This is a genomic window from Actinoplanes sp. NPDC048967, from assembly GCF_040649415.1.
GTDB lineage: Bacteria > Actinomycetota > Actinomycetes > Mycobacteriales > Micromonosporaceae > Actinoplanes.
In genome coordinates this window covers 38109-62328 of record NZ_JBEZFL010000005.1, presented here as the reverse complement: position 1 = coordinate 62328, position 24220 = coordinate 38109, and the positions used below count along the sequence as shown (strand labels likewise).

The 24220-nt window shown below is 70.3% G+C and carries 17 protein-coding genes, 1 tRNA gene and 1 pseudogene; 10 read left to right on the top strand and 9 right to left on the bottom strand.

Going from position 1 to position 24220, the window contains the following annotated elements:
• The first annotated feature begins 2 nt into the window (after window positions 1-2).
• Genes AB0C12_RS22010 through AB0C12_RS21985 form a run of 6 tightly spaced genes read left to right on the top strand, consistent with a single transcriptional unit; the run spans window position 3 to window position 5987 of the window.
• On the top strand, window positions 3-980 hold the full coding sequence (locus AB0C12_RS22010; protein ID WP_360550707.1) for a protein phosphatase 2C domain-containing protein: 978 nt from the start codon (window positions 3-5) through the stop codon (window positions 978-980).
• On the top strand, window positions 977-1978 hold the full coding sequence (locus AB0C12_RS22005; protein ID WP_360550705.1) for a hypothetical protein: 1002 nt from the start codon (window positions 977-979) through the stop codon (window positions 1976-1978). Before AB0C12_RS22010 ends, AB0C12_RS22005 begins: the two co-directional genes overlap by 4 nt.
• Entirely contained in the window at window positions 1959-2642 is a 684-nt protein-coding gene (locus tag AB0C12_RS22000) for a protein DA1 (RefSeq protein WP_360550703.1), read from the top strand. Before AB0C12_RS22005 ends, AB0C12_RS22000 begins: the two co-directional genes overlap by 20 nt.
• Complete coding sequence (locus tag AB0C12_RS21995) at window positions 2639-3145, top strand: hypothetical protein (RefSeq protein WP_360550701.1); 507 nt, start codon at window positions 2639-2641, stop codon at window positions 3143-3145. The genes AB0C12_RS22000 and AB0C12_RS21995 overlap by 4 nt, the downstream gene beginning before the upstream one ends.
• Window positions 3142-4611, top strand: coding sequence for a hypothetical protein (locus AB0C12_RS21990; RefSeq protein ID WP_360550699.1), 1470 nt, complete (start codon window positions 3142-3144; stop codon window positions 4609-4611). The genes AB0C12_RS21995 and AB0C12_RS21990 overlap by 4 nt, the downstream gene beginning before the upstream one ends.
• Window positions 4608-5987 carry a DUF4407 domain-containing protein gene (locus AB0C12_RS21985; RefSeq protein WP_360550697.1) on the top strand — a complete coding sequence of 460 codons (1380 nt, stop codon included), beginning with the start codon at window positions 4608-4610 and terminating at the stop codon, window positions 5985-5987. The genes AB0C12_RS21990 and AB0C12_RS21985 overlap by 4 nt, the downstream gene beginning before the upstream one ends.
• Before the next feature lie 8 nt (window positions 5988-5995).
• Here the strand turns inward: AB0C12_RS21985 and AB0C12_RS21980 are convergent, their stop codons facing one another.
• From AB0C12_RS21980 to AB0C12_RS21950, 7 genes and pseudogenes are all read right to left on the bottom strand, one after another.
• Window positions 5996-7060: a hypothetical protein gene (locus tag AB0C12_RS21980; RefSeq protein WP_360550695.1), complete on the bottom strand. Its 1065-nt coding sequence runs from the start codon at window positions 7058-7060 to the stop codon at window positions 5996-5998.
• The gene (locus AB0C12_RS21975; protein ID WP_360550693.1) at window positions 7053-9059 is read right to left on the bottom strand and encodes a glycoside hydrolase domain-containing protein; all 2007 of its coding nucleotides are present in this window, start codon (window positions 9057-9059) and stop codon (window positions 7053-7055) included. The genes AB0C12_RS21980 and AB0C12_RS21975 overlap by 8 nt, the downstream gene beginning before the upstream one ends.
• A 166-nt stretch (window positions 9060-9225) precedes the next feature.
• A pseudogene (locus AB0C12_RS21970) lies at window positions 9226-9342 on the bottom strand (HipA N-terminal domain-containing protein); the annotation flags it as partial.
• 50 nt (window positions 9343-9392) lie between these two features.
• Window positions 9393-9668 (bottom strand): helix-turn-helix domain-containing protein, encoded by a 276-nt coding sequence (locus AB0C12_RS21965; protein WP_360550691.1) that lies wholly within the window; start codon window positions 9666-9668, stop codon window positions 9393-9395.
• A gap of 231 nt (window positions 9669-9899) precedes the next feature.
• On the bottom strand, window positions 9900-11120 hold the full coding sequence (locus tag AB0C12_RS21960) for a pectate lyase (RefSeq protein WP_360550689.1): 1221 nt from the start codon (window positions 11118-11120) through the stop codon (window positions 9900-9902).
• Window positions 11121-11289: 169 nt separating this feature from the next.
• Window positions 11290-12201 carry a hypothetical protein gene (locus AB0C12_RS21955; RefSeq protein ID WP_360550687.1) on the bottom strand — a complete coding sequence of 304 codons (912 nt, stop codon included), beginning with the start codon at window positions 12199-12201 and terminating at the stop codon, window positions 11290-11292.
• On the bottom strand, window positions 12198-12587 hold the full coding sequence (locus tag AB0C12_RS21950) for a hypothetical protein (protein WP_360550685.1): 390 nt from the start codon (window positions 12585-12587) through the stop codon (window positions 12198-12200). Before AB0C12_RS21950 ends, AB0C12_RS21955 begins: the two co-directional genes overlap by 4 nt.
• Window positions 12588-12631: 44 nt before the next feature.
• On the opposite strand from AB0C12_RS21950, the gene AB0C12_RS21945 reads away from it, so the two are divergent.
• From AB0C12_RS21945 to AB0C12_RS21930, 4 genes are all read left to right on the top strand, one after another.
• The gene (locus AB0C12_RS21945) at window positions 12632-15712 is read left to right on the top strand and encodes a CHAT domain-containing protein (RefSeq protein WP_360551915.1); all 3081 of its coding nucleotides are present in this window, start codon (window positions 12632-12634) and stop codon (window positions 15710-15712) included.
• 117 nt (window positions 15713-15829) lie between these two features.
• Window positions 15830-16429: a dihydrofolate reductase family protein gene (locus AB0C12_RS21940; RefSeq protein ID WP_360550683.1), complete on the top strand. Its 600-nt coding sequence runs from the start codon at window positions 15830-15832 to the stop codon at window positions 16427-16429.
• 248 nt (window positions 16430-16677) lie between these two features.
• The gene (locus tag AB0C12_RS21935; protein WP_360550681.1) at window positions 16678-18903 is read left to right on the top strand and encodes an alpha/beta hydrolase-fold protein; all 2226 of its coding nucleotides are present in this window, start codon (window positions 16678-16680) and stop codon (window positions 18901-18903) included.
• A 977-nt stretch (window positions 18904-19880) separates the two neighbouring features.
• Window positions 19881-20432, top strand: a complete 552-nt coding sequence (locus AB0C12_RS21930; protein WP_360550679.1) for a hypothetical protein — start codon at window positions 19881-19883, stop codon at window positions 20430-20432.
• Window positions 20433-20535: 103 nt separating this feature from the next.
• On the opposite strand, the gene AB0C12_RS21925 is transcribed toward AB0C12_RS21930, so the two are convergent.
• Together AB0C12_RS21925 and AB0C12_RS21920 are read right to left on the bottom strand one after the other, a co-directional pair.
• On the bottom strand, window positions 20536-23910 hold the full coding sequence (locus tag AB0C12_RS21925) for an NACHT domain-containing protein (protein WP_360550677.1): 3375 nt from the start codon (window positions 23908-23910) through the stop codon (window positions 20536-20538).
• 123 nt (window positions 23911-24033) lie between these two features.
• A tRNA-Lys gene (locus AB0C12_RS21920) sits at window positions 24034-24105 on the bottom strand.
• Window positions 24106-24220: the final 115 nt, after the last annotated feature.

The window sequence follows — 24220 nt, the reverse complement described above, 5'->3', positions numbered from 1 at the left end:
CCGTGACCATCGAATCCGACGTCGACATCGCGCTGCAGGACCCGCGGGCGGTCGTCGATCCACCCGCGACCATCGGCGATCCCGGCCGGGCCCACGCCGAGGTCCGCCCGCTGCTGCGTACCGACCCCGCCCACCCGCCGGACACCACGGTCGATCACGGCTCGGTCGGTGACCTGGAGATCCGCGCGGCGAGCGTCCGCGGTCTGTCGCACCGCCAGAACGGCATCCCGCGCCAGGACGCCTACGGCTTCGCGGTCACAGCGGGGCAGGACTGGCTGGTCGCGGTGGTCGCCGACGGCGTCTCGGCCGGTCACCTGTCCCATGAGGCGGCCTCCTTCGTGGCGCGCCGCGGTCCGCGCGAGGTCGTGCGCCGCCTCGACCACGGTACGGAGGCAGCCGAGCTCCCGTGGCACGAGATCTTCACCGGCCTGGCCGCCACGATCCTCACCGAAGGCACCCGCAGCCTGCGCCGCTACGACCCCGAGCGGTACGCCGCCGACCCTCCCACCGAGACGGACGTCGCCGCGGCGATGGCGACGACCGCCACCTTCCTGGTCTGCGAGACCGGCCACCGGCGGCACGGCCTGCGGCACGTCTACGTGGCGTGGACCGGCGACTCCCCCGCCTGGGCGATCGCGCCGGACGGCGCCTGGACCAGCCTGTCCGCCGTCAAGGGCGAGGGCGAGGAGGTCGGCAGCTCCCGGGTCGTGGCGTTGCCCAAGGTGCCCCGGGATCCCGGCGGGTTGCCGTACCAGGAACACATGCTGGACCACCGGTCCACCCTGCTGCTGATGACCGACGGCACCGGCGACCCGATCGCCGAGGCCCGCGGCGAGGTCGCCGCGCAGCTCGCCGAGTGGTGGCAGCGGCCGCCGGCCCCGCTGGCCTTCGCCGACCAGGTCGGCTTCGGCCGGCGCAGCTACGACGACGACCGCACGGTCGTGGCGATCTGGCCGGCGAGTCCGCAGGAACCACGATGAGCCCAGCCGGGCCGGGCGCCGCCACCCGTCGCCGGGGATCGGTTCCGGTGTCGGCGCTGGGCCCGATGACCCGGCTGAACTCCGGGGCGAACGGCACGATCCACCGGCTCGACGACTTCCAGCTGGTGGACGAGCCGGGTGAGCTGGTCTTCAAGGAGTACAACCTCAGCGTCGTGCGGGCGTCGCTGGGCGGCCTGGAGAAGCTGGTCGACGTCCGGCGCAGCCTGGCCGCCCAGCGCCGGGCCGTGCTGGACGAGATGACCGTGTGGCCGCTGTGCGCGGTCGCCGGTCCGGCCGACGAGCCGCTGGGCGTGCTGATGAAGCTGATCCCCGGCGGCTACTTCGAGCAGATGGCGCTGCCGTCCGGCCGCCGCGACCAGGTGCCCCGCGAGGTCCAGCACCTGATCTTCGAGGCGGCGGTGGCCCGGCGCCGCGAGGTCGACGTGCCGGCCGACGGTGATCCGCTCACCCGGCTGCGCATCTGCGAGCGCTTCTCCTACATCCTGTCGATCCTGCACGGCGCCAACCTCGTTTACGGTGATGTGTCCGCCCGCAATGTCCTCTACCAGCTCCGGCCCCGGCCGGATGTCCTGCTGGTCGACTGTGACGCGGCGCGGGTGCACGGCAGCGCCGCGGTCAACAAGCAGCAGCACAGCCCCGACTGGGATCCGCCGGAACGCTCGGGTGGGCAGAGCTTCACGACCGACCGCTACAAGCTGGCGCTGTTCGTGCTGCGCTGCCTCGTCCCGGGCAAGGGCTCGTCCCTCAACCGGGACTGGCGCAGCGCGTCGGCAGTGCTGGACACCCAGGGCCTGCGGCTGCTCAAGCTGGGCCTCGGCGCCGATCCGGCCGGACGTCCGCTGGCCCGCGAATGGGTCTTCTACCTGCGCTCCCGGCTCGGCATCACGGCCATGCCGGTGGTCCCGGCCGCCGTGCCGATCCGGCAGCCCCGCGAGACCGGATGGAGGCGCGGGCCCCATGGCTGGATCCCCGCCTGACCCGTACGCGTGCCGGCTGTGCGACGCCGCGCTCGGTGGCACGTGGTGGGAGACGCCGATGGGTGAGCGCGTCTGCCTCCGGCACAACGGCCCGTCCTGCCGATCCTGTGCGGTGCCCGGGGCGGACGCCGACGGGCTCTGTCCACGCTGTGCGCGTACCGCGGTGGTGACCCAGGACGGCGTGAAGGCGTTGCTGCCGCGGATTCGTACCGGCCTGCACGGGCTCGGCCTGCGCCTGACCACCCCGGTACGGGTACGCCTGGTCTCCACGGGCGAGATGGTGGCCATGAGCGGAGAGCCGGCCGGCACCGTGACCGGTTGCACGATGTCGATCGACGCGGAGGTCGTCGACCTGGCGATCGTCGCCGGCCTGCCCGCACCGCAGTTCGGTGCCGTGGTGGCGCACGAATGCATGCACGCGTGGATGGTCCAGCGCGGCTTCGGCATCGTGGCCCCGCCGATCGCCGAGGGGCTGAGCCAGTTCGCCTCCGACGGCTGGCTGGAACGGCAACGCGACCCGCGGGCCCGGCTGCTGCGCGAGGCGATCGCGCGGGACCCCGACCCGGTCTACGGCGACGGCTTCCGGCAGATCAAGGCCGCCGTACGCCGGCACGGGTTCCTGCCGGTCCTGCGCACGGTCCGCGCCGAGGGCAGGCTTCCGTGACCGGCGCCCGGCCGCCCCGGCCCCGCGCGGCGCACCGTCTGATCGTCTTCACCGTGGACGCCGGTTACTGCGACGACCCGGGTGGACGCCGGCTCGTCGGCGACGCGATCGCGCAGACCATCGCCCGGGTCGACGCCGCACCCGGCGGTGACGACCACGGCTTCGCGGCCGTCGTCTACGGCTCCGACCTGGTACGCGTCATCCCGGTCGGCACCCCGCCACCGTGGGACCTGTGGGTGGCCTGCCCCACCGCGGCCCGCCCGGACGGCGCCACCGTGGCACTCGCCGATCTGGCCGAGCAGTTCCTCGCCCACAGCCCCGACGGGCTGCCCGGCGCGGTCGACGTGCTCGCTCTCGTCTCCCCGGGTGCCCACGTGGTCTGCCCCGACGACCTGCGCGTCCTGCTGTCCGCGGTGGACGAGCCCACCGACCTCGCCGACGAGTGGTGGGCCCGGCTCGCCGAGCTGCGTTCCCGGCGGCGGCACACGGTGCTGCTGCGATGAGCACCCGGACGGTGAACGTACGCACGGTCCGGACCACCGCCGGCCCCGGTCTGCCGATGGTCGGTGCCACGCTCGGCTTCCGCCCCCGGCCGGGCGGCGTCGGCACCTACGGATACCGGGTCCTGAGCGTGGACGGCCGGCCGGTGTCCGGGCTGCTGCTGGGCTTCCCGGTGCTCGGGGACCGGCACGCCGCCCACACCGCCGAGCTCTGCCGGCGGCTGGCCTCGTTCACCCACCCGCTGCCGGACGGGCTGGCGGCGGCCGCGGTGTGGCACGGCACGGTGGACCTGCCCGGCCGCCCCGGCACGCACGCGGTGCTCGCCCCGGACCCGTACGCCGAGGGCTATCTGCCGCTGCACGAGGCGCTGACCTCCGGCCTGCTCGCGGCGGAGCCGATGCGCACCCGCTTCGAGCTGGCGTACGCGCTGGCCGCCGCGGCCGGTGACCTGGCCGGCCTCGGCGCGGTGCATGGCGGGCTGGACGCGTCCACCCTGCTGCTGCACGTCGCGGACCGCCGGGTACGGATCACCGAAGTGGAGTCCGCGACGATGGCGTCGGACGCGGGCCACCTGCCGCTGGCCGTCGGGGCCGCCGCCGGCTACCTCGCGCCCGAGCTGTACGACGGCGTCGGTGAGCACCCCGAGGCCGCCACCGCCGCCGCCGATCGCTGGTCGCTGGCCGTGGCCCTGCACGAGGTGCTGACCGGGCACCATCCGTACCACTTCCTGCCGGACCTGAGCCCGGGGGTGATCGGCGGCTATCTGCGCAACCGGACCTGGCCGGAGCATCACCTGGCCGGCTCGGCGGCCTTCGCGCACCGCTATGCCGCCGCACTGCGGCTCCTGCCCGCCGAGGTGCACGACCTCTTCGCGCGGACCTTCCAGCACGGCTGGGCGGACGGCACCGCCCGGCCCGCGGCCGACGAGTGGGTGCACACCCTCGGCCGGTGGATCGGCGACCCGGTCATCGACGAGTTGCGGGTGGACCGCGGTTACGTGCTGAGCGGCGAGAGCGTCACCGTCTCCTGGCGTACGCGGTTCGCGCACCGGATCCTGCTCGACGGCCGGGACGCGGGACCGGCCAACGGCAGCATCGCGGTGCCGATCGACCGGCCCCGTCCCGTGGTGCTGCACGCCGTCGGCCCGTTCGGCGTGGCCGAGGCCCGCACCGTGCGGATCGAGGTGCTGCGGGTGCCCCGGCTCGGCGCGGTGCGGGTGCGCTTCCCGCTGTCGTTGCGGTCAGGTGCGGGCGAGCCCGGGGACGCGACTTTCCGTGCGCCCGTACCGCCGCCGGCCCGGCCGCCCTGGGCGATCCCCCTGGCCGAGCGGCCCGCCCTGCCGGATCCCGTCGCCGCCCGGCTGCCCGCGGCCGCGCCGCGGTTCGCCGGCGCCGCACCACCACGCTTCCCGTCGTTCCGGCGCCCACGGAACACCGACCGCTTCAGAATCGAAAGGCCCAACCCATGAACTCGCCCTTGATCTGGCTGTCCGGCGCGGATCCCGAGATCCTCCGGAGCTGCCCGTACGGTGAGCGCGTCAAGTACCTCGGCCTCGGCGGCGCCGTGCTCACCACCTCGATGCTGGGCGCGCTGTCCTGCGGTTTCGCCCTGCACATGGCGATGCGGCTGCCGCTGGTCGTCTGCGTGGTGCTCGCTCTGGCCTGGGGCGTGGCGATCATGAACCTGGACCGCTGGCTCATCTCGGGCACCCAGCGCCGCGCGACCATCGGGCAGAACCTGATGCTCGCCGCGCCGCGGGTGCTGCTCGGCGTCCTGATCGGCCTGGTCGTGTCGACCCCGCTGACGCTGCGCATCTTCCAGGACGAGATCAACGCCGAACTCCAGGTCATGCAGCGTGAGGCCCAGGACACCTTCGCCCGCAAGCTGGCCACCGACGAGCGGTTCGCCCGCATCCCCCAGCTCACCGAGTCGGTGGCGGCCATGCAGGCCGACCTGGACAAGGGCGGCGACGTCAGCGGCAACCCGGCCGTCGCCAAGGCCCGCGCCGACTACGCCGCGGCCGACCAGGCGTACCAGAAAGCAGTGGACCAGGTCATCTGCGAGAACGACGGCAAGTGCGGCACCGGCAAGGCCGGACAGGGCAAGTCGTACCAGCTCAAGAAGGCCAACCGGGACCGGCTCAAGCGGGAACGGGCGGCCCAGGCCGAGGTGGTCGCGCAGGCTGAGGCGGCCGCCCGCGGTACGCGTACCGGAAGCCTCGGTCAGGTCCGCACGGACCTGGAGGCCACCCGGGCCGAGCTCGCGAGGTCCATCGAGGCGCGCGACGCCGCCCAGGCGGAGTTCGCCGCTTCCGAGCGCAACAACGAGGGCCTGCTGGCCCGGATGACCGCGATGAGCCGGCTGACCGACGCGAACGCGACGCTGGGCACGGCCCACCTGGTGCTGATTCTGTTCCTGACCGCCTTCGAGGTGCTGCCGGTCCTGTTCAAGATCCTGCTGAGCATCGGCAGCCCGAGCGTCTACGACCGGCTGCGCGAGCGCAAGGACGAGGCCTTCCACGACGTTGCCGCCGACGACCTGCAGGGCGGCCAGGACCTGGCCCTGTACGAGAACCAGGCCCGCCGCACCGCGGAGACCGCCTCGATCGACGCCTTCGTGCAGGAGATCGTGGACGTGCAACGCGAGGTCGCCCAGACGGTTCTGCAGGAGTGGCGCCACCAGCAGCTCAAGGCCGCCCACCAGAACCCGATGCAGTTCGTGATGCCGGCCGATGACGACGACACCCTGGTGCTCGGCGCGGGCCAGAGCGGGCCGTTCGTCAACCCGGCCCCCGCCCCGGCCCCCCGCTCGCCGAACGGCTATTCGGTGCCGACCATCCCGTAGCGAACACGTCACTGCCAGACCGAATCCGCCCTGGTGAGAGTGCTCTTGCCGGTCGATCGCCGAGCGCCGGCGTCGTCCGCCGAGAGCAGGCTCACGACCGGATGCTTGATCGTGGGCAGCGCTCCGGGCGGGGTCAGCCGGGTTGCCGTCAGCGTCACGTCCAGCACGTCGCCGGGCGCCAGCCGGACCGGAACCCGCCAGCGGGTCTGATACAGCGAGCCGGTCCGCCGCGTGGCGGTCAGGTCCGCGCCGCCCCGGTACGGCTTGCGGTTCAGCTCGACGGCGGTGATCCGGACACTGGTGATCAGCTGCGGGTCGAGGGAGACCGCGAACGCCGACGTGGCCCGGGCTTTGCCCGGTCCCACGCTCCGCAAGGTCACGCGGATGGGGTGGTAGTAGCCGAACTGCGCCCGGTCACCCCAGCTGTGCCGGCTCCACGCGCCATCGAGCTCGATGCCCCACGGGGTCGCCGGCCCGCCGAACGCCGACGGGCGACCCGGCTGCAGGCGCCGTTCGGCCGGGGCGCTCTTCGCGGTCCGGCCGAGCTGGGCGGTCGGCACCGACGGCTGCCGGACGAGATCGTACGGGTAGAGCAACGGGTGCGCGGTGCCGACGATCAGCAGCAGCTCCCCTGTGGACGGCACGGCCGATTCCAGCGTGACGGTGCTGGTGTGCAGGCCGGTCGTGGCACTGGTGACGACAGCACTGGCGGCGGTGACGATCCGGCCGTTGCGGGTGATGACCGGTGCGCTGAGGGGTGCGTAGAGGCGCGGGTCGAACGTCACGCTCAGCTGGGCGCCGGCGGGCAGCTCGACGCCGCGCAGCACCTTCACCGCGAGCTGCCGCGGGCAGACAGCGGGGGCGGCCCCGTCACCGGAGAGCACGGCGACGGGCTGGTCGGCGACCGGCTCCAGCGTCACCTCGCTGCTCGGCGCGGCCGACGCGGGCGATCCCGGCCCGGCCAGGTCGACGACGCCGACCCCCAGCGCGACCCCGGCGACTGTCAGAATCTGGCGGCGCGATACGCAGGGCATCATCAGGTGGCTTCCTTCCTTGTCAGGCATGTCACGCACGGGCGTACCGGACGACGAGATCCGCGAAGGCCCGCGCGACGCCCTCACGCGCCTCGGCCGGCAGGTACACCGGGGTCGGGTGCAGGACGTCGCCGAACTGCTTCAGCCAGAACACGTCGCGGATCCAGACGGTCGCCGAGTCCCCCGGCTCGTAGCACATGCTGTTCGCGGCGGCCTTGGCGAGGTCGGCGTCGGAGTTGAAGCGGCGGGCGAAGAAGCTCGCGTACCGGCTGCTCGCGGTGGCCGAGGACGCGTACGCCTGCTTGAAGAGCGTCGACAGCGGAACGTCGGGATCGGCCCGGCTCTGCTGACCCAGGACCCACGCGTCGACGTCGGCGATGTAGTCGCCGAGCGAGAGGTAGGAGTTGTCCGCCCGGGTGGCGAGGCGGTCGGCGGCGAACGCGTACGCCTGCGAGGCCGGCAGGCCGCTCTGGTACCACTGGCCCAGCACGCTCAGCGCGTCGCCGCCCCAGGTCCCGAAGTCGGCCAGGTTGACCTGACTGCGGTCGCCGGCGATGTCGTGGTTCAGCACGGCGCCGAACGACGCGCCGAAGTGGTCGAGGTCGGAGTCCCAGAGATGCCGGGGATCGCGCAGCGGCCGGTCGTCGGGCCGGCCGGCGTAGCCCCGCACGAAGTCGATGAAGCCGGAATCGAGCTCCCCGAACACGGTGTCCGACCCGGTGAAGCCGAAAGTGTTGGACCGCATCCGCAGCCACTGCGCGACGAGCTCCGGCGCGGATCGCTCGCCGTGCTGCTCGCGCCACTGCCCGGCGCGCGCCTCCAGCCAGATGAGCATGGTGTAGAAGCCGTCGTTCGGGTCCCGCGGCCGGGTGACGCTGTTGACCCCGAGGTCGCGTCCCGAGGCGATGTCGTTGTCGATCTCCAGCTCGCCGGGCGTACCGGCGGCCAGCGTCAGGTTCTTGATCTGGTCGAAGGCCCAGTTCTGCGGCAGCGGAAAGCCGAGGTTGCCGCTGAAGCCGGTGGACATGCCGCTGACGAAGCTACGGCTGGCCAGGCCCGCGGCCTGCAACCGGATGCAGACGTTGCGGCAGCCGTACACGCCGACCGAGTAGTGGTCACCGTCGGCGGCCACGGCGTCCCGTACGCCCTGGAAGTGCGGAATCACCGAGCTGGTGATCTCACCGTCCTGGGCGTCGAAGTCGACCGAGAAGTAGATGACCGTTCCGTACGGGATGCCGAAACCGCGGGCGGCCGCACAGGCCGCGGCGCCGGCGCTGCGGCCCTGGCTGTAGGTGAAGTGCTCGACCCCATCGCCGAACTCCTGGTAGATCGGGAAGAACGACAGCCCGCCCTCGGTGATGAGCGCGATCTCGGAATGCGTCAGCACCTTGTTGGTGCCCCCGGTCAGGTACCGCCCGACGATGGTGTGCCCGCGGTCCTTGACCGTCTTGAGCCGGGCGCTGTTGAACGGCATCATGCAGTCGATCGCATTGCCGAACCGTTCCGGGTCACCGGTCGAGACCAGCAACGACATCCACGTCTGGTAGTCGCCGGCACCGGTCTCGGCCAGCATGCAGAACCGCTGGAAGACCTTGACGATGCGTTCCATCTCGGCGTTGAACGTGCCGCCCCCGTCGCCCCAGCGGTTGCCGTAGTTGTTGAACGCCAGCGCGCACTGGAACAAGCGGACCCACCCGGTCGGCCCGTTGTCCTGGGAGCCGTTCCGCACGCCGGCCTGCGCTTGCAGACCGGCCCGCGTGCCCGGCCCGATGGCCCCGGTGACCTGGCTGTCGGTCATCCCCAGCTGGTACTGGATCGCGTACACCAGGGCGGTCTGCACGTTGCGGGAGAAGTGCCCGTCGCAAGGACCGACGAAGAACTCCCCGCGTCCGATGTAGGACGCGTTGAGCCAGCGCTGACAGGTCTGCACGGCCTCGCTGCCGTCCTCGCCGGTGAGCACGTACGCGTCCATGTTCAGCAACGCCTTGAACACCTTCGGCGTGACGTCGCTGACGATGGTGGTGATCGGCAGGCCCATGTCCCGCACGATCGCCGTCAGCCCGGTCTGCGTGTCCGTCCAGTCCGGCGACCGCGGGCTTGAGGATGTCGGTCGTCGGTGCCGCACCCCACGGCTCGCCCCACCGGTCGGTCTCCGGATCGAGAAGCACCGCCTCAACCCGCTCCGGCATGACGAACTGGGCCGCCCCCGCACCGTCCTCGCCGACATGCAGTAGCAGTGCGAACGGGTTGCCCGCCGAGACCTGGTAGGTCCGCGCCCACCGCTCGATCACGCGTTCGTTGTCAGGCAGTAGGCCCCACAGGCCCCACCTGCTTGCCGGCCATGAGGACCGCCAAGCGCTTCCCGGCCTGCTCAGCCACGCCCGCTCCCGGTGTCCCCGAGGAGGGCATCAAGGTCGATGCCACCGGGCGCGGGCTCGACGGGCAACGCGTCGAGGCCGATTCCGAGCGCGTCGAGCGTGCGCAGAATCAGACCGAACTCAGCGGTCGCCTTGCCCGCCTCCAGGTCGGAAAGCCAGCGGCGGCTCACTCCGGCCGCAGCGGCAAGCTCCGCCTGGGTCTGGCCACGGTCCTGCCTGCCCTGACGGACCGCCAAGCCGAGGTCCCGCGCGCTGGCTATCCGCATCATGCGCCTCCGTGTGTGCACGTTCGTACACACCATAACTGATGTGCACGTTCGTGCACCGCACGCTGTCAGTGCACGAACGTGCACATCCTCTGGGCGCCACTAAGGGTGTACCAGCCGCTGGGCTCGGACCTGTACAACCTTGCCGTGCGGGCCGGGCGAAGCCCCGCCGACCTGCGCCTGATGACCAGAAGGGCGCCCACCGATCGGCGGGCGCCCTGAAGGACATCGGGTCTACCTGATCGTGATGTCGCTCCGGTTGACCTTGCAGTTGCTGTCGTTCCAGCCCTCACCGAGGTACTTGGGCTCGCTGCCCTTGCTGACGCCCTGGTACTTGCCGCAGACCACGACGCTGGAGCTGTTGCTGATCGTGACCCGGGTGATGGTGGCGGTGTCGCCCCAGTTGCTGTTGATGCCGGCGACCATGTCGATGTCGTTCAGCAGCACGTTGTCGATCTTGACGTGCCGCTCGTACGAGTTGGTGCAGTTGCCGCAACCGCGGTAGAGCTTGCCGGAGCCGCTCAGGTAGAAGCCGGAGATGCTGACTGTGCCGTTGCCGTTGTGCTGGAACGTCTTGTCGCTGCCGGACCGCGCGCCGCCACCGATGACGTAGCTGGTGCCGTTGCCGGTGCCCTTGAAGGTCGCGGCGTCCTCGCCGATGTCGTTCCACCACACGTTGCGGATGGTGCAGGTGCCCTCGCAGTGCACCCCGTCACCGGCGGGCGAGCCGATGATGACGTTCTGCAGGGTGCCGCCGTTGGCGATCTTGAACATCGGGTCCTGCGACTCGTTCTGCGAACCGTCGCCGATGCAGCAGTACGTCTTCATGCCGCCGTCGAAGGTGCCCGAGACGTTGACCGTACCGGAAACGCTGACCGAGCCGGCCGAAGCCGGCCACGCACCGGTCGGCGTGCCCGGGTTGCTGGTCGGCCCGGGGGTGGGGCTGCTGGTCGGACCGGCAGTCGGGGTGCTGGTCGGGGTGGAGCCGCCGCCGGTCGCGTAGGTCTCGAACTCGGCGATCCGCGGCGCGCTCGATGCGGCGGTGATGTCGAGGGTGAGCTTCTTCAGCGAGGTCGACGAGAAGGAGATGCTGCTCGGGCTGCCGCTGCCGCTGGCGAGGACGGCGCCGTTGTCGGCGTTGAGCAGCCGCCAGGAGGTGATCGACCCACCACCTGAGGCCTGCTTGATGACGGCCGAGGAGACAGTGGTGGCACTGCCCCACTTGACCGAGACATAACCGGTCGAACTGCCCGGCGCCCAGTACGTGCTGGTGCTGCCGTCCTTGACGTTGCCGTAGCTGGTGCCGCTGGCCTTGCTGGAGCCGTCGGCGCCGGCGCCGAGGCTCAGGTTGTCGGCGGCCAAAGCCTGCGACATCGGCATCGCCAGCAGGATCGCGGCACTGGTGACCGCGGTGGCCCCGCCGGCCATCCAGCGCAAGGCAACTGATCTTTTCATCCCTGTCTCACCTTCGTCATCGAGAGCGTGGCACCACCGCCCACAGGCAGGAAAGCGCTTACCTGGCGACAATAGATATACCTCGATGCAATAACAAGGAGTTGCAGGATTTGCAGTGTGCCGAACTAGTTGGCCCCTACAGCCAGGGGATTTCCGGGTGCATTGCGAGTCAGCCTGGCTCGGCGGACGGGTCTTTCCGGAGCCGGACGCTGATCTCGTCGCCGACATCGGTGGTGAGCGCCCCCGACACAGTTATCCGGAGTTGCTCGGCGAGGGCATGACCGTAGAGGTCGGCAGCGGTCTCCACGAGATCGCACACGGTGGCGGTGGCGGTCCGCGCCCGGAACACGCCCGCGCCCGCCACCACCACGCCGATGAGCAGCGCGGGCCACCAGATCACGCCGAGAGCGGCGTAGAGGACCGCCCACCCGGTCAGGCCCGCCGCGGAGGTACAGGCCAGTTGAGCGGCGGCGATGTCAGTCCGTAGCTGTTCCGGCAGGACGGTCCACAGCCGCGGCCAGACGACGGTCAGATCAAGGCCGTACGCCCGCCGGACCCGTACGGTGGCAGCCCGCCAGCGGTCACCGATCCAGGTGGGACGGTCCGGCACCTCCAGGGCGACGGCGTCGCGGCGGGCCAGCGCCTCGGCGATCCCGGGCCCGGTCACGACCTCCGAAGCGGTGCCCGCCGCCCCGATCGCCTCCGCCACCAGCACCTCGACCCGGCGGGACTCGCGACGCCACCGGGCTCGCCGCCACTCGACGAGCCACCGGGCGGGCCGGCGCCGGCCGGAAGTCAGCCAGGCTCGCCGCAACACCCAGCCGACGCCGGTCGCCGCGAGGCCCGCCGCCGCACTGCCGACGAGCGTTCCGACCAGGATCGCCACGAGCAGGCCCGAGGGGTGCGGAACCTTCGTCCACCGGCTGATCCAGTCGACGACGACGCCGGGGTGCAGCGCGTTGCGGTGACCGAGGTGCACGGCCACAAGAGCGGTCGCCAGCCACAGGACACCGGGCAGCACGAGCAGAACCAGCCACCGCTCGGCAGCCTTCTTGCCCAGTGCCTCGAGGAACCCGGTCACTCGCTGACGATCCGTACCGGGGCCAGCGGGTCGCCGGTCAGCGCACAGGCGGGTGCCCGCCCAGCGCGGTCGGGCTCGCCCCGGCCACAGGGACGCGGGTGCGGGCACCGCCATCCGTGCACCGCCCGGGTTCCGGCCGTGCCGCCGGGCAGTGGCTCGAATCCGCGCGGTCCGGTGCTGATGCCGTCCAGACCGGCGGAGCCGGCCGCGTCCTCCACGGCGTCGAGCAGCGCGACGACGACTGCGTCGTCCGGCCGTCCGGCACGGACCACGGCCACGAGTGCGTCCCACTGGGTGCCGGTGAGGCCACCGTCATCGAGTGCTTCCCGGAGTCGCGGATCGAGATCGAGGTTCGCGCACAGGGCGGCGAGCCGGGTCATCGGCACGGGACCCTCCTTGATGGACCGGCAGTGTACGAGCTTGAGTGACAATGCTCGATGTGGCGGATCCCAAGGTACGCGTCCAGGTCGACAGCGGATGCGGCGTGGCGCTGGCCGGGATCGCCGGCACGATCTTCCTGGCCGTCTCGGGCGGCCCCTGGTGGATTCCGCTCAGTTGCCTCGCCGTCATGCTCCTGCCCGGTGTCCTGGGCTTCGCGGCGGCCGCGGTGCTGATCTATCTCACCTGGGCCACGTGGTGGATGGCGCTGCCCGTGCTGGCGTTGCTGAGCGGGATCAGGAACCGGAGCCTGTGGCACCCGGTGAACGCGCGGGCCCGCGGTCTGCGGGCGCTGGAGGCCTACGTCAGAACCGGGCGGCTCCGCCAGCTGCACCGATCGGTCCGGTTCCTGAGCCGGGCGGTGACCATGTCGGATCCCGGCGGGCCGGACCACCCCGTGTACGTCGGGAACTACGTGACGGCCCTGGTGGCGAGATACGAGCGGCTGGGCCGGATCGAGGTACTGGACCACGCCGAACGGTTGAGCCGCGACGCGCTGGCTTCTGTACCGGACGGTCACCGGCTGCGGAGCCACTGCCTCAGCGGACTCAGCACGGTGCTGCAGGCCCGGTACCGATCGACCCGCGAGCGCGCCGTACTGGAGGAGAGCGTCCAACTCTGCCGGGCAGCGGTCACCGCACCGCACGCCGACGACGAGTCCGCCGGCCTTTTGGCCAACCTGGGAATCGCCCTGCTGCAACTGCACCAGCTGGACGGGGATCGGCAGATCCTGGCCGAGGCCGTGGTCGCCGCCCGGGAGTCGGTGGCCGCTGCGCGGCCCGCTTCCCCGTACGCGGCCGGCCTGCTGAGCAACCTCAATGCCACGCTGATGATCTCGTACGCCGTCAGCGGCGAACTGGCGGTGCTGGAGGAAGCCGTCGAAGTGGGCCGACGCGTGGTCACCGCCACCGGGCCGGTCGGGGCGTGGTCCGACGGCCACCAGGTCAATCTGGCCAACACGCTGATCGTCCTGTTCCAGCGCACCCGGCGCCGCGCTCTGCTCGACGAGGCCATCGAACTCACCCGGGCGGCCCTCGCCCGGTTACCGCTCGGTCATCCGCAGCGAGTCAGTTTCGTCACCGCGCTCGGCCGGGTGCTGTGGATGGCAGCCGAGCACGGAGACCGGCCGGCCCTCGCCGACGAGGCGGTACGGACGCTGCGGGAGGCGGTCGAGGTCGGCGGGGACACGACGGGCCGCAGCGATCGGCTGGCCGACCTCTGCGCCGCCCTGGTGACGTCGTTCACCGTGCACGGGCGGCCGGAGGACCTCACCGCCGCGGTGGACACCGGGCGGGCTGCCCTGGCGCTGATCCCGCCGGCCGATCCCGAACGCGGCTTCACCCTGCTCCGCCTGGGCCTGGCACTGGAGAAGCGGTACGACCGCGGCGGCGACCCCGCCACCCTGGCCGAGTGCTGCCGCACCTACGCCGAAGCCGCGAACGCCACCACCGCACCGGTGCACGTCCGGGGCCGGGGTGCGGTCAAGGCCGCCGACACCAACCTGCGCGCCGGGAACCCCGAGGCCGCTCTGGCGATGGCCGAACTGGGCGTGAGTCTGCTCCCGAGGATCGCGCCCCGGCTCCTGCGCTTCGACGACCGCGTACATCACGCCGTGACCATGGCCGGGCTGGCCTCGACGGCGGCGGCGGCCGCGATCCGGTCCGGCCGGCCGGCCCGGGCCGTGGAGCTGCTGGAGCAGGCCCGGGGCATCACCCTGGGAGGACTTCTCGACCTGCGCGGGGATCTGGCCGAGCTGCGCGCCCGGGTCCCGCTGCTGGCCGCGGAACTGGACGAGCTGACCCGGGCGATGGAGGGCAGCATGGGTGTTCCGCCCGCCGGGGCCGGCCGCGGGGACATCGGTCCCCAACCACCGAGCGGCGACGCGCTGGGCGCCATGCGCGCCGAGCTGAACCGGAGCTGGGACGAGTTGATGACACGCATCCGGGCCCAGGCCGGGCTGCACGACTTCCTCCTGCCACCGTCGATCGAACGGCTCCGCGAACAGGCGAGCCAGGGACCGGTCGTCTGCATCGTCGCTCAGCGCGACCACGGCAGCGCCCTGATCGTCACGAGTGACCCCGGCGAGCCGGTCGTCGTCGTGGAGCTGCCGCTGCTCAGCCTGGCGACGGTCGACGACCGGGTCGCGGCGCTGCACCGCGCCCAGCACTCCGCGACCGGACCGGGCACCGTCGCCGAACGCCGTCAGGCGCAACAGGACGTGCTGCGCGTCCTCGAGTGGCTGTGGGAGGCCGCCGCCGCCCCGATCCTCACCGCCCTGGGCCGGACCGGTCCGCCGCCCGACGGGCAGCCGTGGCCGAGACTCTGGTGGTGCCCGGTCGGTCCGTGCACGCTGCTGCCGTTCCACGCCGCGGGACACCACGCCGGAGGCGGACGCGACGCCGTACCGGATCGGGTGGTCTCCTCCTACACCAGCACGATCCGCGCGCTCGCCCACGCCCGGCGGGCCGGACCCGGCCCTCGCCGGGCGATCTCCGCCCTGGTGGTGTCCGTGCCCGAGGCGCCCGGGGCCGCGTCGTTGCCCGGGGCGGCCGTCGAAGCGGAGCTGATCGCCCGGCTGCTGCCGGCCACGACGATCCTGCGCTCACCCGACCGTGGTGCTGTCTTGGCCGCTCTGCCGCGCCACGACATCACGCACTTCGCCTGCCACGGCATCGCCGATCTGCTGAGTCCGACCGACAGCCGCCTGCTCCTGCGGGACCACCTCGACCACCCGCTGACGGTCACCGCCATCAGCGGACTGCGCCTCGACCGCGGCAAGCTGGCCTACCTGTCGGCGTGCAGCGTCACCCACACCACGGCCGACCACGCCGACGAGGCGGTGCACCTGACGGCAGCGTTCCAGCTCGCCGGATACCTCGCCGTCGTCGGCACCCTGTGGCCGGTCAACGACCGCGCCGCCGTGCTGATCGCCGAGGATTTCTACACCCACCTCGCGGGGCCGGATCGCACGGCCGCGGCGGCGACGGCCCTGCACCGAGCGGTCCGCGTTCACCGTGCCCGCTACCCCGACCTGCCGACCCAGTGGGCTGCCCACGTCCACCACGGCCGCTGACGGGGCGGCAGGTTCTCGCGCAGTCCGTGATCGCGACGGGTGCACGAACGGCCATGGAAAGATCCTCATCGACCACCCCGGGCACACCGCCTGGCAGTCCCGGAAGAGAGGCTCCCGTTGCGCAAGCTGGTGTACTACATCGCCACGACCCTCGACGGTTTCATCGCCGGCCCGGACGGCGCCGACCCCACCGGCCCGAACGGCTTCTGGCCCCTGCCGGCCGACTACATCGGGCACATCGCAGCCCACTATCCCGAGACGCTGCCCGGCCCGGCCCGCGCCGCCCTGTCCATCACCGCCGAAGGCACTCACTTCGACACCGTGCTGGAAGGGCGCCGCAGCTACGAGATCGGGCTCGAGGCCGGGGTCACCAACGCCTTCCCGCACCTGCGCCACCTGGTCTTCTCCCGGACCCTCACCGAGAGCCCGGACCCCACCGTCGAACTGGTCGCCACCGACCCGGTCCAGACGGCACGCGACCTCAAACGCCAGGACGGCAAGGACATCTGGCTGATCGGCGGCGCCGAACTGGCCGGTGCGCTCTATCCCGAGATCGACCAGCTGATCCTCAAGGTGGGCGCCCTGACCATCGGCACGGGCATCCCGCTGTTCTCCGGCACCGCCACGTTCGACCCGCGCGGCTGGCAGCTCACCGACCACACCGTGCTGGGCAGCGGCGCTGCATTCCTCACCTACGACCGCCCTGTCGATGATTGATTCATAAAGCATCGTCGTCTCGGCCACAGTGGCCTCCACGTCACCGCCACCAGCGGCGGTCTCGCAACCGACCTCGGGCTTTGCGCTGCGGCCGGCCCGCTCGGCGCTCCCTACCTTGACCGCCCGAAGAGGCAACGCATAGATTGCTGTCATTGCTTCCGGTAGAAATCCGAAAGTTTCGGACCCTGCCTCGAACTCCTCGTCGCAAGGAGTTCCGGTGCGTCGTCTGAACGCAAAGGAGTGGATAAATGTCAGCATCATTCCACCACCAGCGGGGCGCACGCCGGTTCCTGGCGGCGCTCGTCACCGTCTCGATGGGCACCGCGACCGCTGCCGCCGGCGCGCAGCCGGCAGCGGCGGAAGCTGCGGCACCGTGGCTGACCGTGTCCGATGGTTTCGCGTCTTTCGCGGTCCCGGCGGAGGCCATTCAGAACACCATGGGCGACGTGTCCTCCGTCGTCGTCGAGGGGAACTTCGGCCCGTCCTACAACGTGTCGGAACTCGGTCTGGTGCGCTCCGGCAACAGCACCGCCTGGACGTCGATAATCGGTCCGCTGCCGGCGGGGCTGTACCACTACCGCCTCCGCGGTGACTACACCAAGGTCGTCAAGGACTCCACGAACCCGACCTCGGTGACCTCGGACCCGACCTGGAGTACCTTCCTCGTCCCGGGAGACTCTGCGCGATACCTCGCCGATGTGGCACCGGGGCAGGGCGGACACGTCGAGACGGTCACCTATCCAGGCGCCACGGCGCAGGAGCAACGGTCGGCGACAGTGTGGACGCCGCCGGGATACGACGCCGACCGGCGGCGCCCGTACCCGATCCTGTATCTCCTGCCCGGCGAAGGCGGAGGCCACGCCGACTGGACGGAACTGGGTCGCGCCGGACAGATCCTCGACAACCTCTCGGTGCAGCGCCGGATCGAGCCGATGGTGGTCGTGATGAGCGACGAGGACGACGTCTCGCGCTCCCCGCTCCCGCGGGCGATCGACAGGAAATACAACGTCACTCGCGATCCCCGGCAGCAGGCGATCGCCGGCGCATCGGCCGGCGGCGTGCAGGCGGTGCGGACCGCCTTGACCCGTACGGGCTCCTTCGCCTATGTCGGCTCGTTCGGGGGCGTGTTCGCCGACGAGGGCCTTCGCGTGCACGCCAAGGCGGTCAACGCGAGCATCAAGCTGCTGCGGCTGTACACCGGGAACATGACCGATCCCGCGTACAACCCCACCGTCCGGTTGTTGCGCAAACTCGACAAGGCCCATGTCCGGCACGAGTTCGACGGGGTGAACCCGGACGCCGGCCACAACTGGAAGGCCTGGCAGGAGAACCTGACCGACTTCGCGCCGCGGCTCTTCCGCCCGGTGCACAATCACCGCCCCAGCCGCGGTCACTTGGTGCCACGGCACGAGTTCACGCCGCCGGCGCCCGGCACCACCCCGACGCCGTGGCTGACCCGGGAGGTCAACGGGGACGTGTTCGTCACCGCCGAGACCGGCACCGAATTCGCCGGGGCGAAGCACGTCACGCTCTGGGGCAACTGGGCGCCCGGCGGAAGCTGGGTCAACATGCCGCTCACTCGCACCGGTGACCGGTGGCGCGTAACCGTCGGACCGCTCAAGCCCTGGTTCTACTACTACAAATTCATCGTCGACCTGGCCTCGAAGAAGGACACGTCGAACCCGACAAGCATCACCACGGAACCGACGTGGAGCTCGTTCCTAGTACCCGGAAAGGAATCGCGTCTGCTCGCCGACGTCCCCGCAGGCAAGGGCGGCGCCGTGAACCGGCTCACCTACCAGAGCACGGTGGCCGGAGAGGAACGCTCGGCATACGTGTGGACACCGCCCGGCTACGACCCCGCGCGGCCGACGCCGTACCCGGTCCTCTATCTCCAGCACGGCGGCGGCCAGAACTACACCGACTGGCTGGAGATGGGACGGGCCAAGCAGATCCTCGACAACGAGTTCCTGGACGGCTCCCTCGTGCCGATGGTCGTCGTGATGGGCAACGGCAACGTCTCCAACTTCCCGAAGGAACTGCTGGAGAACATCGTGCCGGCGGCCCGGGCCGGCTACCACATCGCCGACGACCCGGCCCGGCAAGCGCTCGCCGGCCTGTCGATGGGCGGGTTCCAGACGTTCGACGTGCTCAAAACCCACCCGGGCGAATTCGCCTACATCGGCACCTTCTCCGCGGGCATCGGCTTCTCCCCCACACCCGACCCAACCGGCTACGACCCGACGGCAATCAACAACGGGACGAAGCTGCTGCGCATATACACCGGCAACGTGACCGACTTCGTCTACCCGATCACGCTGGCATCGATGGCGGCCCTCGACCGGATCGGTGTCCGATACGAGTTCGCCGGGGTCACCCCGGGCCCGCACGGCTGGGACACCTGGCAGAAAAACCTGATCGACTTCGCCCCGCGCCTGTTCCGATCCGACGCGAGCCAGATCCGCATGCGGTGAGACAGTCGTTGACGCCGATGACAGCGTGGAGGCGCCGGATGAAGGTGCTGGGCTGGCGGAACCAGCCGTCGTAGTCGGACCCCCAGTCTCCATCGAGGCCAGGCTCGCCGAGCCTGGCCTCTGACGCTCTCTGAGCTGGGACGCCTCGCCGAATAATCCTCTGGTCGAGCCGATCAACCGGGTGTCGCACCCCCGCGCGGACTACCACTTCCGCGTGACTGCGCGAAAGGCCCATCACGGGTTAGCTTCTTTCAGGCCAGTAGGCGGCGGGACAAGTTCGCATCGTGGCTTCGACGCAGCCCGTCTGGACCGATCGAGAAAGTAAGGAGATGCAGATGTCAGTTTCCGGGCTCCCGCAGCGTCGGAAGCGACATCGTCGCTTGGCATTCGCGTTCTGCATCTCGGGTGCATTCGGATTGGCCGGCATCGGCGGTATCGCCTTCGCAGCGATGGACGAGCCGTCATGGGTGAGAACCGCACAAATGACGGTGAAGGTCGAGACCGGCGTACCTGGGCAGACCGATCTTCCGTCCGTGACGACTCAGCCGGCTGACCGCTCCGCCCAGGACGTACAAGCGACGCCCACTGCGAGGGCGTCCGGCAGTCCCAAGTCTGAAACTGTACGAGTAACGCCCGCCGTCAAGGCTCCCCCGAAACCATCAACGGGATATCTCGCGAGTCCTACGGTCGGGCATATCGACCGATCAGAGACCGGCAGGAAGCCCAGGGCTACAGGCGCTGGAGCATCACCAACTCGGCAAGAACCCTCGTCTGGCAGCACACCGACCGGGGAAACCGTCTCCGGGACGCCGAGTCCTACCGCAGCGGTCGACGGCTCACCGCCCACTGGCAGCTCTGACCAATAGCTTGAAAAGCAAGACCGGCGGCGACCGATCATCAGGTCACCGCCAGCCCATTCACGCTGTGCGGCATCCGACCAAGACAGCACGCACAGCCCTGATTGTAGGAGAACGAGTATGTCGCTGAACAAGAAGCGTCTGTCCGTCATCGGTGCCGGCATCGCGGTCGTCGGCATCACCCTCGGAGGCGTGGCCTACGCGACCTTCAACCAGACCGCCACCGCGAGTCCGACCGGCGTCGGCTCGGAGACGTTCGCACCGCTGTCGGTCAACGGTCAGTGGCTCGGCCGCAACGTCAACGGCGCTTACTCGAGCAGCACCAAGTTGCTGCTGCCCGGCGAATCCGGCGACGTCAAGATCACCCTGTCGAACCCGGGAAGCAACACAGTCCAGGGCAAGGTTGTCTCCATCAAGCCCGGCGCCACGGTCAACGACGGTTGCACGGACTCCTTCCAGGTCGCCACGTACACCCCCGGTAGCAATCTGGTGCTGAACAAGGGCACGACCGTTTCGGTGATCCTGAAGAAGGCGGTAACGCTGAAGGAGTCCGCGACGGAAGCGTGCCAGGGCCAGTCCTTCCCGACGAACTTCGACGTCAAGTTCGAGGCGACTCGCGACACGGTGGCCACCCCCGCTGCGCTGGACCCGGACGCTGTTGCCGCCCCGTAGGCCCGGCTACAGCAGGCGCCCGTCACCTCGGTGACGGGCGCCTGCTGTAGCCGGTGTGCGAGGTCGACGGATGGGTCGAAGCCGCCCGATCCGGTCAGCCGGCTCACGGCTCACCGCTGTCCCACTCGGTGCGGTCGAGTTCCTCCGAGAGGGCCGGATCGTCCCGTACGTCGACCTCGACCTCGATCTCTTCGAGAAGGTCATCCACGCTGTCGAGCTCTTCAGGGGTGCCGGTGCTCTCCACGTCGAGCCACGGCACCGACCGTGTGCGGCGGCGGGCCATGGAGATCTCGAGATCCAGGAAGTCGACCCGGAATTCGAGGTCCGCGGTGGAGAGTCGTTCGAGGATTGGCGACCAGTTCAGCCGATGTTGCCCGGTGATCGTGACCGAGGTCAGGCGGTCGAGGTCGCCCAGCGTCGCGATGTCGGAGAGGCTGCCCAACCCGTGCAGTTCGAGGACCTCCAGCCGAGGCAGGCCCGCGACGAAGGCAAGGTCGTAGACCTCGCGAAGGTCCTCGACGACAAGATGACGCAGGTGGGGCGCCTGCCCGACGAGGTGCCACAGTAGATCCGGATCGGTGAGGCCCGCGACGCGAAGTTCGGTCAGACCACCCAACCCGAAGTCTTTCCACTCCTTGAGCGCGATGTTTCCGACCAGGTGCAGTCGCGTCAACAGAGTCGAGTCCACGCCGCTGAAGTCGCAGACGAAGTCGCCGTCGAGTGAGACCTCGGTCAGGTGCGGAAGGTGCGGCCAGAGATCCGCATCGAGGTCGCAGCGGCTGTTGGAGCGCAATTGGAGCACGGCGAGGGCGTTCTCCGCCCGCGGGACGCCGTCCGCAGCCGGGCGCAGGCTGGTCAGGCCGCTCGCGGAGAGGGTGCGTAACTCCGGCATCGTCCACAGAAACTGGCCGGTGGCGACCCGGGCGTCGTGCAGGATGTTGAGGTTGCGGGCGGCCAGGCGGCGTACCGGGGCCTGACGGCAGTTGTCGGCGAACGACTTCTCGGGGACCTCGACCACGCAGTGCCACTCGAAATGCTCGTGCAAGCCGTGCAGGTGGGGCAGAACAGTCGAGCTCGGTAAAACGACGGTCATCGGCCCGGGCGGTGCCAGGTCCTTGAGCACGACCTCGGCGAACGATTTCGGATCGAACCAGGACCAGACCGAGACCAGGGCTTCGATGGCGGAGAGGCGTCGCTCGGCGGGGATCGCGCCGAGCACAGCGAGGGCCTCCACCGTGCCGATCTCGCCCAGCGTCCGGATGGCCATACGGAGCGCGCCGGCGGAGATCTCGGCCTCGGTCAGGGCGGAACGGAGGTACGGCAGGATGCTGTTGCCGGCGGAGGCGCAGGCCCGCGCCTCCGGCTCGTTCTCCGGCGGGACGACCTCTCGGATCACCTCGAGGATCCGGGAACGAGCTCCCTCGGGCAGCATGACCGCGGTGTCGAGGAACCCCGCACAGGTGGCAGTGAGCATGCTCTTGTCGGCCTGACGGTCACCCTGACCGGTTTCGACCCTCTGCAGGACGGTGGCGACCAGGGTTTCGACCTGGCGGTCGATGCCGATCCCCGCCGCGAGGACCACCGCCTCGTTCCAGTTGGCCTGCAATGCGTTGCCGGCCAGCATCTCGATCTTGTCGTGACGCACCAGCGACCGGGCGGCCAGATATTCCAGGAACGTGCGATGCACGAAGTCGACGGTTCCCTCGCTGGGCGCCCGCAGGACGCCGGAGCGGGCCAGGAGATGCCGGAGAATGTCCGCGGCCGTTGCGGGTGCGAACCGGTGCGCGAGCGGGCTGCGGGCGATCACTCGTTCGACCCGTGCGAACGTCGACTCCGAGAGGCCGTTGGTCAGCAGGAAGTCCGCGACGTCCTCCAGGATCAGGCGCTTCTCGGTCGGGCTCAGCCGTACCTCGTCGACCTCGACCCGCTTGTGCGCGTCCCGGTCGCCCAGCAGCAGGTTGAGCAGGGTGTCGTAGATTTCGATCCGGTTCGCCGGCAGCACTCCACGCTTCAGGTGAAAGAGCGCACAGAGCACGGCGCACAGCAGCGGGGAGGAGGCCAGTAACCGGTACTCCCGGGCGCTGGAGACGACCCCGGCGACCTTCGCCGCCTGACCTTCGACGGCGGCACGCTCCGCACCGGTGAGCTGCAGGGCGATGGCTGTGTGCCAGTGCAGCACGAAACTGCGGATCTGCTCACGATCCATGGGCAGGACGTCGGCGACCCGTACCTCGTCACCGCGAAGCTGGGAGAGATCCCGCAGCGACGTCCACGCGGCGGGCCTGGACGTGATGACGGTCAGCACTTGTGAGCGGAGACGCTGGAAGTCGTCGATCCAATCGATGAACTCGCGCTGTCGTCTGCTCGGGAGTTCGTCCAGACCGTCGACCAGAAGCAGGATGCTTCCCTGGGCGGCGTCCCGGCTCCAGCCCTCCGGTTCCGGCTGAAGATTGCTCCGCGTGGTGACCGCGGCGAAGTCGTCGACGTCCGGGAAAGGCTTGGAAACGTAGTTGCGCAGCTTGATCACGAATGGCACGCGCGCGTTGAGATGTTCGAGACTGCCGCCGAGAGTCTGGCGCGCCGCACTGGTGGCCAGCCATTGCAGGAGCGTCGTCTTCCCGGCGCCGGCGGCGCCACGGAGGATCACTATCCCCCCGTGCTCGGGGAGGATCTTCGCGAGATCGACCGGCTTGGCGCCCTCGCTCCGCGACGCGGACATCGCCAGCCGCAGCGAAAGATAGGCGGTCGTCAGCGAGTATCGCCGCACGTCGCGGATCAGGTCCACGCCGTACAGCTCGAGCCGGTCGTAGTCGTTCGCGACCGCCCGCCGGTAGTCGACCGAGAATTCGTCGACCTCGCGCTGGTGGTCCGACCTGCGATCGGCGCCACCGAGGGCGGCGATCCGGGCCGGCAGATCCTGCAGCGACCGCTCCACCGCATCCAGCAGTTCGCGCATTTCACTCGATCGAACAAGCAGGCTGGTCAGCGCCGACACCGTCAGATTCGGATGTCGCCGGGCCAGTTCGACGACCTCGAAGCAGCTCTCGCGCAGCAGCGCGTGCGCGAGCCGTTCAGGATCGCCGCCCAGCTCGGCCGCCTGCGCCCGGAACAAACTGTGCGTCAGTGTGTGCTGTTCCAGAGCCCGCACCTGCACGTCACTGCGGACGACGGTGGTGAGGTCCGCGGTTCCGGCGCGGGCGAGAGCCTGGGAGACGACGCCGGCCGCCGCCGCGACGTCGCCCTCGCCGATGTTGCGGAACTCGACTTGGATGAACTGGTCCAGGCGCCGTACGACCCGGTCGGAGATGTGTTCCAGGTTGCGGGCGATCTCGCGCCGGTCGCCCTCGTCCTGGACCGAGGCGACCAGCTCCTGGAAGTCCTTGAGCGAGTCGGCGAGATCGCTGGCCGACGGCTCCTGCAGCCGCAGCAGAATCCGAACCATGGGGAGTCCGAGAGCGAGGAGCGGCGTGATACTCACCCTGGTCATTGTGACAGCGCCAACCGCCGAGTATGAACCAAGTGACCGGGCAGCTTGAAGGCGCGGTCGGTCTCTCCGGTCCGCGCTGATGCACACTGTCGTTGACATAACCGCAGCTCAGCGTGGGCCGCCCGGGACTCGAACCCGGAACCTATGGATTAAAAGTCCACAGCTCTGCCATTGAGCTAGCAGCCCGCGACGATCAGGGTACCTGCCCAGGCTCGGTGACAAGTGCCCTGTCCCTGGCGCGTCGGTGTTTGCGCTGCTCATGGGGCTACAACCCTGACAGAAGCACTGCTGAGCAGGATTG